Raw genomic sequence first — 15,431 nt, 5'->3', positions numbered from 1 at the left:
CAAAAGACTGGTCGGCATCCCGGCAGGTGGCCGAAGTTGACATATCGGCTGATGACGCATAGATTTGCGCAACCACGTGACTTGCGCAGCTTGCCAGCCGGTGTTCGATTCCGCGCCCGACGAGTGACCATCCACATTGATGCTTTCATGCGCTAGATTTCACGCCGTTTGGAGATTGGGGTCCGTGCAACGTCATTTGCTAAGCGCGCTGTTGCTCGTGTTGCTCGGTTCGTCGGCCGGCATGGCCGAGGATTGGGCCCGCAAGATGTTTACAGAGTCGAGCCACGATTTCGGCACCGTCGCCCGTGACGCGAAAGTCGAGTACCGATTCCAGTTTGCAAACCCGTACCAGGAAACCGTTCACGTGGCGGGGGTGTCGTCGAGTTGCGGCTGCACGACGCCGGAAGTTACAAAATCCGATCTGAAGACCTACGAAAAGAGCGAGATCGTCGCCAAATTCAATACTCGCAGTTTCACCGGCAACCATCAGGCCACAATCACGGTGACATTCGACAAACCGTTTTACGCGACCGTGCAATTTGTAGTCTTCGGAGACATTCGCGGCGAGTTGCAGCTCCAGCCGGAGCAGGTTGAACTGGGCACGATCGACCAAGGGCAGGAGGTCGAGCGACGAGTCACCGTCAACCATTACGGCTCGAGCGACTGGAAGATTCTCGACGTGCGGAGCGTCAACTCGAACTACGAAGTCGAGGTGAAGGACGGTTCGAGGTCCTACGACAAAGTCTCCTACGACCTCGTCGTGCATTTGAAGAAAGATGCCCCGCCAGGCTACTTGAAGGATCAACTCGTTTTGGTGACGAACGACCCGCGGATTACACAGTTCCCGGTGGAGGTCGAGGGGTTGGTGAAGGCCGAATTGAGCGCCAGCCCTCAATCTCTGGCCCTGGGACTCGTCGAGGTTGGAAAGACGGCGACCAAACCGATCGTCGTTCGCGGCCGGCGGCCATTCATGGTGACGGCCGTGCACTGCGACGACGACGCCTTCACGTTCAAAGTGCCCACGGCGGCCGGCGCCGTGCAATTTATTCTGGTTACTTTCACCGCCCCAGACAAAGCGGGAAAGATCGCCAAGAAGATTCGGATCGAGACCGATCTGGGCAAGAGCTTTGTGGTCGAAGTCGTCGCGCAAGCGGAAGTGAAGGGCGTGGAGCATCCGGCGGACGTCGCCCCCAATAAGACCGACACGGCGGCGGACAAGACCGCGGCCGATAAGCCCGCTACTGGCAACAAAGCAACTGCAGACAAAACGGGCAACGACAAACCGGTTAGCGAAAAGGCCGGCGCCGACCAGAAGCCGTCATCTCCAAGCGTCCAGCCGGCCACGGCATCGCCAGCAATTCCGAGCCGCGGCAACCCCTTCCGCGCTTCGTCCACTAGCACGAAGAGCGGAATCTAGTGGAGCTTCAAAGCTATTTTGACACGTAGGGTGCCATGCCCACGGCTCGGCGTGGGTATGAGCCGCAACGAGGCATGGCCACTCAGGGCAGTGGCCATGGCACCCGTCAATTCAGCATTGATACTCCACTAGTAACGGTACCGACGCTGGCCGCGTCGGCCGCGGCTACTGTCCGCGTCGGCCATGCTCACTTCGCCCGTGGGTGCGCTCGTTCATACGCGGCACGCAGCCCGGCGGTGCTCACGTGCGTGTAGATCTGCGTCGTGACCAGACTCTTGTGCCCGAGCAACTCTTGGACGCTGCGGATGTCGGCTCCGCGGTCCAGTAGATGCGTCGCGAAGCTATGGCGAAGCGTGTGCGGCGTCGTGCGGCGGTCGAGCCCTGTAGCACGCAGATACTTTTCGAGCATTCGGCCGACGCTCCTCGTCGTGAGTCGGCGACCGAAACGATTCGCGAACAGCGGCCGCGCCGGATTCCGCGCGAGCGCCGCGGCCAACCGCCTCACGGCCAGATAGCGCTTCATTGCTTTCATGGCAAACGAGCCGATCGGCGCCAATCGTTCGCGTTTTCCTTTGCCGCGCACGCGCAGCACGCAGGCGGCGTGATCGACGTCGTCGTCGTTCAGCCCCACCAGCTCGCTCACGCGGAGCCCTGCTGAATAGAGCGTCTCGAGGATGGCCCGATCGCGGATCCCTTGCCGGTCGCTGGCAGGAGGCGCTTCAAGCAGTCGGCCAAGATCGTCCGTCGAGAGAAAATGAGGGAGCGACCGCGGCTTGCGCGGATTGCGGAGCGGCTTGGCGGGGTTTGTATCGGCCCATCCTTCGCGCTGGCCGAAACGAAAGAAGCTTCTCAGCGACGCCAATCGTCGCGAGACCGTAGTCTTGGCGTAGCCCGCCTCGTGCATCCCCGAGACGTAGCCGCGCAGGTCGGCCGTGCTGATCGTCGCGGGCTTCGGAACCGAACCGTGCGACTGCGAAAGATACTCGATCAGGTGCGAGAGATCCTCGCGATAGCTCTTGATCGTCAGATCGGAAGCGTTGCGCTCGACGGAGAGGTATTGCAGAAATCGGGCAATCGAGGTCTGCATAAGTGCAAGTACGAAGTACAGAGTACGAAAGAAGATTCGTGCGGCGCGACGGATCAAGAGCGCCAGCGCCGAGGCTTCCGCTACCAGTTTTTGTACTTCGTACTATGTACTTGGTACTTCTAGTCTTCGCTCGTGAGCGGGAGGTTAAAGCGGCGCTCGGGGAAGTGCTTCTGCTCCGGGAGGCCTTGGCGGATTTTTTGGCTTAGCACCGCCGCGTCGTACCAGGTGAAGCTCAGCTCGGGGTTCGAGGCGTAGCGGCCCAGCGCGCGGAGCGTTTCCGCGCGGCTCGCGTCGTCATAGAGGAACACATAGCGCTCCGCCCCTTTGACCAAGGCCAATACATTGATGTCGTCTGACACGGCCTGTGAAGCTCCTTCCCCGGCGGCGGTGGTTTGTCAAGGCGGAACGAAGCACGAAAAAGAAGAGGTCGATCCGATCTTCATTTTTCATTCGTGCTGCTTCATTCCATCCGGTGCATCCTCACGGTGTATATCGGCTGTCGGGCCAGCGCCACAATACTCGCGTTGTGCCTGCGCCGCCGCGTGCCGTGAGCATTTCGGCGATGTGCTTGTGACAGCAGAAGCGGATGAAGTCTTCGCTCCGCTGCAGGTAGCCGGACCATCCGCCAAATCGGGCATCGTCGCGGAAGGTGGAATAGTTTGACAGCGCCGCGGTGAAGTCTGGATCGGTGCCGCTGTACATCTTCGTGTGCCGCAGCACCGGCTCACTGGTCGGAAAGCAGCCGGGGCGACGGCGCGACGGCGGCGGCGGCACCAGCCCCCGAGGATCGGGCCAATCGGGCGGCAAGCCGGAAAGGCCGATTTCCGGGCCGCCCACAAGAACGCTTCGAGCCACCGGCGGCACGAGCATTGATCCCATGCCATGATCTCCCGGCACAATGGTTTCCCCGGCGGCGCGCGTTCGGCTTGCGGAAACGGAAGTTGCGTCGGGACCAGTCGGGTTGGGATTTACGGGTGCGCTTGCTTTGCCGTCGGCGCGGGCTTGAGCGCCATCGGCCGACTGCCGCGCGCCCGCCGATTCGCCCCCCGCTAGCAACACTCCATCAGCCCGCCGCGCTGGCCTAGCGCGCTCCGCGGGAGCCGCCACTGGAGCATCTTTCGAGGTCTTATAGTCGGGCGTTTGGGTCTTCAATTGCTCGCGGGCGAGCGACATCTCGGTTTCCATCACGAGCGGCTCGGGAATGTCTTCCTCGGCGGGTGTTCCCCAGGGAAGCCCATAACCGGGCGGGATGGGGTGAAAGCAGGGGTTAGCCGCGTACCATTCGACCTGCAATCCGCACCGCGGTGGATAGTACGGCGAATAGTCGGTCACGGCGCCGAGAACCACCGCATCGACTTCGAGCAATTGGGCTAAGCGGCGTACGTCGGCCGGCGTGTTCAATGAGATATGGTTCTCGCGGATCGCGGCTTCGACAACGCCGATCGGTACCACCTCGAAACCCTGGATCGCCTGCAACTCGCCGAAATACGCGATGCCGAATTGTCGACCGTCAACCGTCGGCTCGGCGCTGAGATTGACAAACGGCGCGACGGCGATTTTGGTAAGCTGGGGGAACGGATTGTGGATCGTGGGCTGATGCGCGACCTCAGGCAATAGCCCGCAGCCGGTCACCAAAATCACGACGCCACAGGCGATCGCCAGGCGCATCATGAAGAGGCCATATCGTTTCGGAAAAGGATTCCCCCCTTTTCCCGCCGGTAGCCGCGCAAACTGGCATCCAGCAGCGTCCGCATTATCGGTAAACTCAATCGGGCCGCTCCAATTTTTTTGGCGCCTAAGCGAATAAATGCTGGTTGACTTTGCAGCGAGTCGATTCATTCCTCGGATGCTTGCATGAATCCGGCTAGTAGCGGAGAATGGCGAAGCGGGCGGCCATCGTGACTTTCGGCGCAGTGATCGCGGGAGACGGCGATGTGGGTTCGAAAGCGACTTGACATCCATTGGCTCGATCTGACGTATGCGCTGGCCAATTGCCTCGTGCCGCGACCACGCGCGGTGCTGGCCGCGCGGCTGGAGCGGCTTTGGGACTGCCACCAGGAGAGCATTGCTTGCCTTTCGGTCCGTAGCGGGTTTGATCTCTGGCTGTCAGCCGTGTCGTTGCCGCGCGGCAGCGAGGTGCTGGTCTCGGCCATCACGATCCCCGACATGCTGCGGATCATTGAAGACCATGGGTTGGTGCCGGTGCCGGTCGATATCGATCCGGATCACTTGGCAATCGAAATGGACTCGCTAAAGCGAGCCGTCACGCCGAGGACGCGAGCGCTGCTGGTGGCCCACTTGTTCGGCACGCGACAGCCGCTCGAGGCGATCGCCGAATTTGCCCAGCAGCGCGGCCTGCTGTTGGTCGAAGATTGCGCCCAGGCCTTCGTGGGGCGCGATTTCACCGGCCATCCGGAGGCCGACGTCTCGATGTTCAGCTTCGGGCCAATCAAGACGGCCACCTCGCTCGGCGGCGGGCTACTTCGCGTGCGCAATCCGCAAGTCGTCGCCGCGATGCGACGGCTGTTGGCCGAGCAGCCGCGGCAGAGCCGCTGGGCCTACCTTCGCCGCGTGCTGAAGTACGCGGGAATGAAGTTCCTCTCGACGCGGCCGATGTATGCCACGGTGTTTCACTCGTGGCGCGCCATGGGGCGCGATCCCGACCAACTTGTCAATGGAGCGGTGCGTGGATTCGCCGGACCGGATTTCTTCCGCCGCATCCGTCGGCAGCCGTCGGCGCCGCTGTTGGCGCTCGTTCGGCGGCGGATCGCGCAATTCGATCCCGCGCGGATCGCCCACCGCGCTCAGTATGGCGAGCGCTTGCTTGCGCTGTTGGACGGAAGTTTTGTCTCGCCTGGGCATGCCTCGGATGAACACACTTACTGGGTGTTGCCCGTACTGGCCGATGACTCCGCGCGGTTGATCGCGGCGATGCGCGAAGCGGGCTTCGACGGATCGTCGGCCCACAGCATGTGCGTGGTCGAGCCCCCAGCCGATCGCCCTGCTCAGCGCGCGGCGATGGCCGAGAGCATTCTCCCGCGGATCGTTTATCTGCCGTTCTACACGCAGATGCCCGAGCACGAACTCGAGCGGCTGGCGACCGTGCTGCAAGCCGTCGCCGACGAGCGCGAGCCGGTCCACTCCGTCGCCGCGCCGAGCCTGGCAAGAACCGCGCGATAGACGCGATTTGCCCGGTGCGGCTGCGCGGATTCTTTTTTCTTGGTCCTGCTTTCCGCGCTGAATTCATCGCGCTTCAGCGCTCAGCTTGTCGCGGCGTGGAAATACATCACCCACCACATCGCCAAGAGCACATAGGTGGCGGCCGCGCCCCACGAAGCGAGTTGGGCGATTTGGTGGCGCCAGAAGGCCAAGAATAAGACTGCGCATGCGCCGATCACGGCTGACTTGGCGGCAATGAGCATCGGCAATGAGTTCGTCAGCATGTCGGCCAGCGGGTTGAGTTCGATGAACGCGCCGGACGGCACCAAGAACGACGTGAACCCCAGATCGGCGGCGTTGAGAACGAGCAGCACGACCACACACCGGACCAAAGTTCGCCGCGCGTCACGACTGTCGTTCTTTCCGCGGATCCCGTTTAACTCAGGACGATTGCAGAGGACAATGGCCAACCCTCCCGCGGCCAACGCGATGCTCAGAAGGCTCATGACTCGGAACGGCAGCGGCACGAGATCACTCGCCATGGAGTGGGCCTCGCCGCTGGGAGGAACGAGCGGACGCGCCAACGTCGGGAAGTCAGGATCACGATCGAGCCGGTCCAAATCGCGCGAAATGCGCCGGATACGGTAGTCCAGCGAATGGTCCAGCGAGTAGTCCAACGAGTCCGCGCCGCGCTGAAAATGCCGCCGATAATAACCCGGGGTCAAGCCGCCGAGCGCCGTGCCGGCCGAATCTCCGTTCAACGCCAAAGGTGCCGGCGGTTGACCGGTTCCAATCTCAAATCGCTGACCATTCCGAGCGATCGCTGCTTGAGCGATCACTGCTTGAGCGACCGCTGCTTGAGCGAACGCTGCTTGAGCGAACGCTGCCAGCGGCGCCAGCATGAGCGGGCCGGCCAGCGCTGCCAAGGCAGCCGCGGCTAGCAGGCGACGGTCGGTTCGACCCGGATTCTTGCAGTGCATCGTTCTCACAAGATAGTTATCGCTGAAGGACGCCAATTATTGCAAAGTCCGACGATGCAGCAAGCCGGAATCCCGGCGTAACGGATCAAACCCGCAATAAACGCCGCGGTTCCGGCGTTTACCCTATAACGATGGAAACGATGGTGCAAGAATCAGTCGAGTCCGACCGCGTCGCCGCGTGGGTCCACGAGCATGGCGGGGCCGTGCGCGGGTATTTGCGCGGGATTGTCGGGCGGCTCGAGGGGATCGATGATTTGGTGCAAGAAGTTTTTTGTCGGGCTTGGCAGGGGCACGAGCGGTACGAGGAGCGCGGATCGGCCCGCGCCTATCTGCTTCAGATTGCCGACCGAGTGGCCTGCGATCGCTTTCGCCGCACTCGACCGGAATTTCAACTGGGGGATGAAATCTGGGAGATCGGCGAGCCGGCGACCGCGGCCAGCGACCCGAGCGCCAAGGCAGCCAGTTTAGAAGCCACGCGGCGACTTGATGCAGCACTCGATCAACTGACGCCGATCCAGCGCCGGGCCTTGCTGCTGCGCTACTTCGGACAGCTCACTTTCAATGAAATCGCCGAAACGCTCGGTTGTCCATTGAACACGGCGCTCAGCCATTGTCACCGCGGGCTGCAATCGTTGCGAAAACAATTCGAGGGGGAAGAACCGTGAAGCTCGAACCAACAAAACTGCACACGATGCTCGAGCGAGCGACCGCGCCGCCGGATGAAGCGCCGGCCGACTTGGATGCCGAGACGGCGTCGCTCCGCCACGGCTGGCTGGGGCTTTGCAAACTGATTGAAGAGGAACAGGCTTCCGGCGATGGGTTCGTTAACAGAGTGAGGGTGGCACAAGTAGCGGCGGCGCGAGCCGAGAAGCGTCTCGAGATTTGCGGCGCGGCGCCGCAGCGGAATCGGGCCACATGGTCCCGTTGGATTGCTGTTTCGGTCGCGATGGCAATCCTGGTTGCCGCCGGAGCAACCGTTGTAGTGCGCTCACTCGACGGTTCGGGCGCCGTTCAGCCAAACTCACTGCAGATGGCTCGCGACAATGGTCTATCGAAGAGCCTATCCGATAACCGCCGGGGACAGTCCCCTTTTGTGGAGCGGGCACCATCGCCAGATGGTCGGGAACAAAAGGGGACTGTCCCCCTCTCCGCTGGCGGTTCTCGGATAAGCTCGAAGTCGCCCGCCGATCGTGGTTTGTCGGCGAACCGAGAGACGGCCACGTCGAATCAAGCCGATCGACAAACGAACTCGACGGTCGATCGATTGGCGTGGGGAGACACGGTGGACGACGAGATCACGGCAGTCGGCCAAGCCACGACTCTGGCGCAGCACGATTGGTATGGTCAGTCGAACAGCGTGAGCGTGATTCGTAGCGGACTCGATAAACTGGAGAACGAAGTTCAGCAAGGGCGTCTTTGAGCGCGCCTTGGCCCGTCGGCCTCGTGCGCAGAGCAAGTAGTCAAGAATCCTTTCTTCGGGAGCAAACGATATGAAAATTCGCAATTGGATGTTGATTGGACTGCTCGGGGCAGCGTCAAGTATTTATGCCCTGAATTTGGTTTGCGCGGCAGACCCGCCACCAGCGAATCCGGAGAAGAACTTTGTCGCGGAGGATCAGCCTGCGCCGCAATTCCAGCCGCCGCGCGGCGGTGATCGCGGGCCTTTCGTGCCGGCCGATCCGTCCGCGTCCCCGCGCGCGGAAAATAATCCGTACGCACAAGGCCGAGGTCCGGCTTCGCCGCCGGTCTCTCCTCGATCCGGCCGATATGGGCCGCAAGGAATGCCAGGTGCGCCGGGAATGAGAGGCATGATGGGCGGAATGGGTCCCATGGGCCCCAGCGATCCTGAAATGGAAAAGCTGATGCAACTCGATTTCAGCCTCGACGGGCAGAGCCACGAACTGGCGGAGCAATTTAGCCAGGCATCCAAGGACCAACGCGACGAGATCAAGAAAAAACTCGATGAGGTGGTGACCAAACAGTTCGAAGCCCGCCAGGAGCGCCGGACGCTCGAACTAAAACGGCTCGAGGACGAGATCAAGCGCATCCGCGACTCGATCGACAAGCGCAATCAGGGCAAGCAGCAGATCGTAGATCGGCGTGTCTCCGAGCTGCTCGGTCAAGACGACACCTCGTTTTGACGCGAATGGCTGCAATAAACTCGGACGGTCGGGAGTTTAGTTCGGTAGAGTCGAGCGAACGAGGCGGGGCACTCCTGCGTTTTCGGAAACAACTAGGACCAGTTGTTTCACCGGCCTTCAAACCTAAGAGGATGCCATGACCAAACTGACGAGCGTGCTTCTGGGGACCGCGGTGATCCTGACGGCGCCAATGTTGACGTCGACCGCGCTCCGGGCTGATGAACCGGCCGGTCCTGGTGACAACGCGCCGCCGGGCGGACGCGAGGCGGCAAGAAGTTCCAACGGATTCGCCGACGGTGCCTACAGCTTTGCCGATTGGGATAGCCCAGATGCAAGCCACAGTCGCGTTCGTCCCGCAGCCGATTGGGATGATCCAGACGGTCGCTTGAACGGGCCACGGGATCGAGCCGGCGCCCGCAGCGGCGCACCTGCGCGGATGCGCGACGATGGTCGCGAGCGCGGACCGATTGGTCGTCCTCCGCGAGACGGTGCCGATTGGCCGGGAGGGCGCGACCGCGCGCCGCGCCGAGGAGTCGGTCCGGCCGATGTTCCTGGGCCGAACGCAATGGGAAGTTGGCAAGGCCCTCCCGATATGCGTTGGGACGGTCCGGTTGGTCGTCGCGGTCCGCAACGTGGATTCGGTCCCGGCGGCTTTGGTCCCCGCGGCCCTGATGGTCTGATGCACTTTGCCCGCGGGCCGCGTCGTGGAGGTCGTCGCGATCTGGATCGCGGCTTCGGCGGCCCCGCTGGTTTCGCCGGCGGGAGTGGGTTTGGCGGGGGACCCGAGGTCGGACATTTCGCGGGCATTCCCGGCGGCTTTGGTCCCGAGGGCTTTTCCGGCCCGCGCGGTCCTGGCGGCCGAGGTCGACACGAATTCGGCCCTCCTGACGGTCGCGGACCTGGCTCTGGCGGTCCCGAGTGGGCGCGGGGCGGCTTTGGCGGCCCGGGTCGAGATGGCCCACCGTATGAACCGCGCAGCTTCGGTCCCGGCTTTCGTTTTGCCGGTTTTCAAGGTCCGCGCGGTTTCGATGACGGGCCGCGACATGATGGTCCTCCTGGCCCGCCGCACGGCTTTGGACTCGGTCGCCGACCCGACTTCGGCGGCCCGAGGGGACCCGGCGGCGGGCGCGGCCCCGACGGCCCGCAACGGCGCGGCTTCGGCCCGGAGGGGGGCGGCTTCCGCGGTCCAGGTCCCGATGGCTTCCGCGGCTTCCCCGGTCCAAGAGACTTCGGCGACGATGACGAACGGGACGGGCCTCGCGGTGGTAGAGGTTTCGACCGTGGCCCCGAGTTCGCTCGCGCTCCGGACGCGGCTTGGGATCGCGGCTGATCGTCGGCCAATTGCCTCGTTTAACCCGGAGCCAACGGCGACGGCAGATCGCTCAGTTTCCGTCGCCGAAGGCTCCGCGCTAAACTATTGTTGGGCCTGGACTACAATTCGACGGACGGATGCGATAAGATGTTGGTGCGTTTTGTGGCGGATAGCATGTACCTCGACGCGTTGACCGATCCCGTTTATTTCAATGGAGGCGCTGACGAGCCATGATTTCTCCTAGCCGAACGTTGCCAAACCGACGCGTCGCGACCGTCGCAAAATACGATCTGCCGAAGAAGAAACGGATGACCAAAGGGCGTTGGGCTTTGTTGGTCACGCTCGTGCTGCTCATCGGAGTCGGCATGGCCTGGGCCTTCGGTGTTTTCGATTCCGATCCTCGGCTGGCGGAACTGCGGGCGCTCGGCGAGAAGATGAGCGATCCCAAGCTCGCCGATAAGGACCGATTCGCGCTCATGGGCGAGGCGATGAAAAAGATGCAGGAGTTGCCCCCTGAGATGCAAAAGAAGTTGTGGGAAGAACGTCGCCCTCGAATGGGAGGAATGCAAAACCAACATATTAAGGATACTCTCGCCTTGCCGCCCGATAAGCTGATGGCCGAAATCGACAAAGACATCGATCGCATGCAGGAGATGAGAAAGCAGTTCGAGCAGATGAGCAAGGCTGGCGGTCCCGGTAATGGCGGTCCGCCGCGCGGATTTCCCGGGCCGCAGGGCGGGCCGAACCAGTGGAAGAATTTCCACAATCAGATGTTGTCTTCCATCCCGGCAGATTCACGAGCCCAAATGACTATCTACCGGGAACTGATGCAGTCCCGTGCCGCCCAGCGCGGGATCACGATGCCGGGCCCGCCGGGGCGATGATTCGCTGATTGAGTTGCCTCTACACGAACTCCGCCATCCCGCTCACGCCGAGCGGCTCGCGGCTGGCGAATGGCTCGCCGTAGCTGGCGCCGATCGACCAACCCCAATAGGCCGCCTGATCGCGTTGCCGATCGATGAAGGTCGGCGGTGTTTGCGGACGGCCCTCAATGAACTGGCTTTCATAGCATTCGATCGCCCGCCGCTTTTGCTCCCAAAAGGGGCTGATGTCGAGCACGAACGCGGGCGGAACTGCCAGCCGCAGATGAACGCAGAAATAGTAGAAGATGCGTTCGGGAAAATGCGGCTCGCCCGGAATATCGGTCTTCGTGAGCTTCGACCAAAAGCGGGCCGCCTCGATGAGTTCCGTTGCCGCGACGTGATCGGGATGGGAATCGACCCAATACGGTGCGAAGATCCACCGTGGCTTCTCGCGGCGAAACACGGCTGCCAAACGATGCCGGGCCGCGAGCGTGTGCTCGAGGCTGCGGTTGGGCAGCCCCAGATTTTCGCGCCAATCGAGCCCCAGCACGGCGCTCGCGGCGGCCGTCTCGCGGGCCCGGATTTCGGGCGTGCCGAACGGCGTCGGCTCGCCGTTGGTGAGATCGAGGACGCCGACCCGGCGGCCGTGAGCTTTCAACCGCAGAATCGCCCCCGCGGCGCCAAGCTCCGCGTCGTCCGGATGCGGGGCGACAACCAGCACGTCAAGCATGGGATTACTCGCATGACCAGAGCGGCATTAGCCACATGATGAGCCGGGCGGCGTTAGCCCCCGGATGAGCCAGATTATTCATCCATCCTGGTCGAAGCGATCATTTTCGGCAACTGGCCTGGACACAGAACGAACGATTTGCGACAGTCTTGGCCCAATTCTCGAATCTTCATTCCCGACCATCTCTCGTTGCCATTTCCGATGTTTAAGAGCCTATCCGAGAACCGCCGGGGACTGTCCCCTTTTGTGCGGGCACCATCGCTTCGATGGTCGTCGGAACAAAAGGGGACTGTCCCCCTCTCCGCAGGCGGTTCTCGGATTGGCTCTAACGCGCGCCCAAAGCCCGGCTGGCTCTCGATTTTGGTTTGTGCCGTGGGGTTGCTCATCGGCGGTTGCACCGAGTCGCAGCGGGCCACGATCATGGGAGAGGGTTTCAACGACGAATTCGCCAAGAACAATCAGAATCTCCGGCCCAGCCATGGCGACGGAAACTACGACGGTGTGAGCACCAAGTCGCAGGAGATCGAGCACGATCTCGGCGTGCACTAGCGCTGCCCGCTTGCGGTTTTGCCGCATCGCGATTACGCTCGCGATATGGTGAACTCGAACGACGCAATCTACGATCAACTCGTGCGGCACTCGCGCGAAGCCGCCATCTTGACCGCGGTGGAATCGCTGCTCAGTTGGGACGAGCGGACGATGATGCCGGACGCAGCCGGTCCCTATCGGGCCGAGCAAATGACGCTCCTCGCCGGAATGATTCACGAGCGGCGGACCGATCCGCGCGTCGGCGATTGGCTGGCTCAATTGCTCGACAGTCCTTTGGCCGCCGACAAACATAGCGTCTCAGGAGCGACGATCCGCGAGTTGAAGCGGCAATACGATAAGCGCGTCAAGTTGCCGCAGGCGCTCGTCGAAGAGCTGACCCGGACCTCCGTGCTCGGGCAGCAGGCTTGGGTGCCGGCCCGGGCCAATAACGATTTCAAATCGTTTCAGCCCCTCTTGGAAAAGACCTTTCGGCTCAAGCGCGAGCAGGCCGCGGCGCTCGGTTATCCCGAGCGACCGTACGACGCTCTGCTGGACGACTTCGAGCCGGGGGCGTTGACCTCGCAAGTCGCGAAGGTCTTGGCGGCGCTCCGCGAGCGGCTGGTACCATTGGTGGCGGCGATTGCCGCGAGCAGCCATCGGCCGGATGTCGACATTCTCACCCGGCATTATCCGCGCGACGCCCAAGAGCGATTCGGATCGGAAGCGGCGGCGCGAGTCGGCTTCGAATTCAATCGCGGGCGGCTCGACGTGACGGCCCATCCGTTCTGCACCGGGCTGGGCCCTCATGATTGCCGGATCACGACGCGCTACGACGAGCATCATTTCCCCGGCGCGTTTTTTGGAATCCTGCACGAAGCGGGGCACGGCATCTACGATCAAGGCCTGCCCGCGGAACATTTCGGGCTGCCGCCGGGAGACGCCGTTTCGCTGGGGATTCACGAATCGCAATCGCGGATGTGGGAGAACCTCGTCGGCCGCAGCCGGGCATTCTGGGATTATTTCTATCCGCAAGCGCAAGGCGCTTTTCCCGCGGCGCTCGGCAAAGTTTCGCTCGACGAATTCTACTTCGCGATTAACGACGTGCGGCCGTCGCTGATCCGCGTCGAAGCGGACGAGGCCACTTACAACTTGCACATCCTGATCCGCTTCGAGCTGGAGCAAGCGCTGTTGGACGATCAATTGCGAGTGGCCGAATTGCCCGTGGCGTGGAACGAGAAATACCGGCATTATCTTGGGATCACGCCGCCGACCGATTCGGAAGGCGTTCTGCAAGACATCCACTGGAGCGCCGGCCTGGTCGGCTACTTCCCGACGTACTCGCTCGGCAATCTCTACGCCGCGCAGTTCTTCGCCAAAGCCGATCGAGACCTCGGCGGCCTGCACAAGCAGTTTGCCCGCGGCGAATTCGCGCCGCTCCGCGAATGGCTGCAGCGGCAAATCCACGAACACGGCTCCCGCTACACCGCCCCGGAACTAATCGAGCGCGTCACCGGCCGCCCCCTCTCACACGAGCCTTTGATGGAGCATCTGTACGGCAAGTTCGGTCCGCTGTATGGGATTCAGGGGCCGGAAGCAAAAGGCTAGAGGCGAGAGGCCGGGTGGCGCGGGGGTCGCGTGCCAGCAAGTGTGCTCGTCACTCCGCGCGTCAATCCTATGACTCCCAAACCGTTTTCTTTCTCGACCATATTTCTTCCTCCGCGACGAAATAAATTGCGAAACCCTCATTCGCAAGCTATAACCGACCCATGAGCATTGAGGTAGTTTGCACCTGCGGCAAGTCGCTTAAGGCACCTGACTCGGCGGCGGGGAAAAAGGGGCGTTGCCCGGGATGCGGTGGGATCCTTGCAATTCCTTTGGTCACGAGGCTACCGCCATCTTCAACCCCGTCGGCCCTAGCCAGCGTCTCGACGGCACCGTCAAATCGATCTGGCGCTCCAGGAGCCGGCGACGTTCCGGTGGTGTCAAGCCCGGTGAAGCCGAGCGGCACGGAGACTCGAAGCAAACCCTCGCTTGCGCCGCCGAGTCCGTCTGCCCCGGCAGCTCGCGCGGCGTTCCCCGGTAGCTCGCGGCCTCATGGGGGAACCGGCAAGCTGGCACCTTCGCTCAAGTCGGGAGGGCAGTCTCGTGGCGTTCGCGACTATCTCTACATCGTCCTCCTCCTGGCCCTCGTTCCGCTGGCGATTTCGACGTTTCAATCGCGGGTTTCGGTCGAGGAGGAGTTAATTGCAACCGTCAAAGAGCATCCCGAGATCATTCCGCAACTCAAGTCGCTTCCGGAGAAAGCAGACATATTTGACGTTCTACCGGAGCACCGACTTCGCGACGCGTTTCTTCCGCGCGATAGCAAGCTCCATTGGCTTTTCGGAATTCTCGCTGCTGGCATTTTTTTCGCGATCGTCGCAACGGCATTTCCCACGGCCATGGTCCAGCGCCTGCCGCTCCTTGGAATCGGATTGCTGACGGCGACCGTCGGAGTCTTGCTGCTACTGGGCGTGCAGCTCGCGGCAAAGTCAACGGCCGGACAAATCTACATTGGTTTCGGCCTTCGCGCGGTCATCTTCTACATTATCAAGTTCATCGGCTTCTCGTATCAGTGCGCCGACGATCCCCGCAACGGTTTTTTGTTGTCGTTCTTCGGCTATACGATGGGAGTCGGTCTTTGCGAGGAGCTTTGCAAGTGCTTGCCGTTATTCTTTCGCATCAAGCACTTCGCGACTGAAAGACGCGCTCCAGCCAACAACTGGCGGAGCATTTGTCTATGGGGGATGGCATCGGGAATGGGCTTCGGAATTGCCGAAGGGATCATGTATTCCGGCAACACGTACAACGGCGTTTCTCCCGCGTCGATTTACGCTGTCCGATTTCTGTCGTGCGTGGCATTGCACTCGATCTGGGCCGGTTCCGTCGGCATAACGATGTTCAACCGGCAGCAGAGCATTGATGCAGCAGACAAGTGGTATAGTATGCTCTTCGAGCTTGTCTTGACGATCTCGATTGCAATGACATTGCACGGCCTTTACGACACGCTCTTGAAGAAAGACATGGACGCACTTGCGCTGGTGGCCGCAGTCGTCTCGTTTGGCTGGTTCGCATTCCAGATCGAAACCATGCGGCGGTCGGATCCAATCGCCACGAGCACCCGCGCGGCCGCCATGCCCACCTGACGAGTCCGTCACTTCCGTGGTGGGTCAAC

At 62.0% G+C, this 15,431-nt stretch carries 15 protein-coding genes; 10 read left to right on the top strand and 5 right to left on the bottom strand.

From position 1 onward, the window contains the following. Positions 1-184: 184 nt before the first annotated feature. On the top strand, positions 185-1,417 hold the full coding sequence (locus VGY55_05245) for a DUF1573 domain-containing protein (protein HEV2969377.1): 1,233 nt from the start codon (positions 185-187) through the stop codon (positions 1,415-1,417). A gap of 187 nt (positions 1,418-1,604) precedes the next feature. On the opposite strand, the gene xerC is transcribed toward VGY55_05245, so the two are convergent. From xerC to VGY55_05230, 3 genes are all read right to left on the bottom strand, one after another. After that, entirely contained in the window at positions 1,605-2,504 is a 900-nt protein-coding gene (xerC, locus tag VGY55_05240) for a tyrosine recombinase XerC (protein HEV2969376.1), read from the bottom strand. A gap of 119 nt (positions 2,505-2,623) precedes the next feature. Beyond that, a complete protein-coding gene (locus tag VGY55_05235) occupies positions 2,624-2,863 on the bottom strand; it encodes a hypothetical protein (GenBank protein ID HEV2969375.1) in 240 nt (79 codons plus the stop codon). A gap of 121 nt (positions 2,864-2,984) precedes the next feature. Further along, entirely contained in the window at positions 2,985-4,175 is a 1,191-nt protein-coding gene (locus VGY55_05230) for a hypothetical protein (GenBank protein ID HEV2969374.1), read from the bottom strand. Positions 4,176-4,436: 261 nt separating this feature from the next. Here VGY55_05230 and VGY55_05225 point away from each other — a divergent pair, with 261 nt between their 5' ends. Then, on the top strand, positions 4,437-5,684 hold the full coding sequence (locus tag VGY55_05225; GenBank protein HEV2969373.1) for an aminotransferase class V-fold PLP-dependent enzyme: 1,248 nt from the start codon (positions 4,437-4,439) through the stop codon (positions 5,682-5,684). Between the two features lie 80 nt (positions 5,685-5,764). On the opposite strand, the gene VGY55_05220 is transcribed toward VGY55_05225, so the two are convergent. After that, complete coding sequence (locus VGY55_05220; protein ID HEV2969372.1) at positions 5,765-6,643, bottom strand: DUF5658 family protein; 879 nt, start codon at positions 6,641-6,643, stop codon at positions 5,765-5,767. A 140-nt stretch (positions 6,644-6,783) separates the two neighbouring features. On the opposite strand from VGY55_05220, the gene VGY55_05215 reads away from it, so the two are divergent. The 5 genes from VGY55_05215 to VGY55_05195 all read left to right on the top strand — a co-directional run bounded on the left by VGY55_05215 (position 6,784) and on the right by VGY55_05195 (position 10,980). Next, positions 6,784-7,308, top strand: a complete 525-nt coding sequence (locus VGY55_05215) for an RNA polymerase sigma factor (protein ID HEV2969371.1) — start codon at positions 6,784-6,786, stop codon at positions 7,306-7,308. Next, the gene (locus VGY55_05210) at positions 7,305-8,063 is read left to right on the top strand and encodes a hypothetical protein (protein HEV2969370.1); all 759 of its coding nucleotides are present in this window, start codon (positions 7,305-7,307) and stop codon (positions 8,061-8,063) included. The genes VGY55_05215 and VGY55_05210 overlap by 4 nt, the downstream gene beginning before the upstream one ends. Positions 8,064-8,442: 379 nt before the next feature. After that, complete coding sequence (locus tag VGY55_05205) at positions 8,443-8,784, top strand: hypothetical protein (GenBank protein ID HEV2969369.1); 342 nt, start codon at positions 8,443-8,445, stop codon at positions 8,782-8,784. A 446-nt stretch (positions 8,785-9,230) separates the two neighbouring features. Next, positions 9,231-9,464, top strand: coding sequence for a hypothetical protein (locus VGY55_05200; protein ID HEV2969368.1), 234 nt, complete (start codon positions 9,231-9,233; stop codon positions 9,462-9,464). Between the two features lie 883 nt (positions 9,465-10,347). Continuing rightward, on the top strand, positions 10,348-10,980 hold the full coding sequence (locus tag VGY55_05195; protein HEV2969367.1) for a hypothetical protein: 633 nt from the start codon (positions 10,348-10,350) through the stop codon (positions 10,978-10,980). 19 nt (positions 10,981-10,999) lie between these two features. Here the strand turns inward: VGY55_05195 and bshB1 are convergent, their stop codons facing one another. Then, on the bottom strand, positions 11,000-11,689 hold the full coding sequence (bshB1, locus tag VGY55_05190; GenBank protein HEV2969366.1) for a bacillithiol biosynthesis deacetylase BshB1: 690 nt from the start codon (positions 11,687-11,689) through the stop codon (positions 11,000-11,002). A 372-nt stretch (positions 11,690-12,061) separates the two neighbouring features. Here bshB1 and VGY55_05185 point away from each other — a divergent pair, with 372 nt between their 5' ends. From VGY55_05185 to VGY55_05175, 3 genes are all read left to right on the top strand, one after another. After that, positions 12,062-12,238, top strand: a complete 177-nt coding sequence (locus VGY55_05185; protein HEV2969365.1) for a hypothetical protein — start codon at positions 12,062-12,064, stop codon at positions 12,236-12,238. 18 nt (positions 12,239-12,256) lie between these two features. Next, the gene (locus VGY55_05180; GenBank protein ID HEV2969364.1) at positions 12,257-13,822 is read left to right on the top strand and encodes a carboxypeptidase M32; all 1,566 of its coding nucleotides are present in this window, start codon (positions 12,257-12,259) and stop codon (positions 13,820-13,822) included. A gap of 374 nt (positions 13,823-14,196) precedes the next feature. Further along, a complete protein-coding gene (locus VGY55_05175; protein ID HEV2969363.1) occupies positions 14,197-15,402 on the top strand; it encodes a PrsW family glutamic-type intramembrane protease in 1,206 nt (401 codons plus the stop codon). Positions 15,403-15,431 lie beyond the last annotated feature (29 nt).

This window comes from Pirellulales bacterium, assembly GCA_035939775.1.
Taxonomy (GTDB): domain Bacteria; phylum Planctomycetota; class Planctomycetia; order Pirellulales; family DATAWG01; genus DASZFO01.
This window is presented reverse-complemented; position numbering and strand designations above follow the sequence as displayed.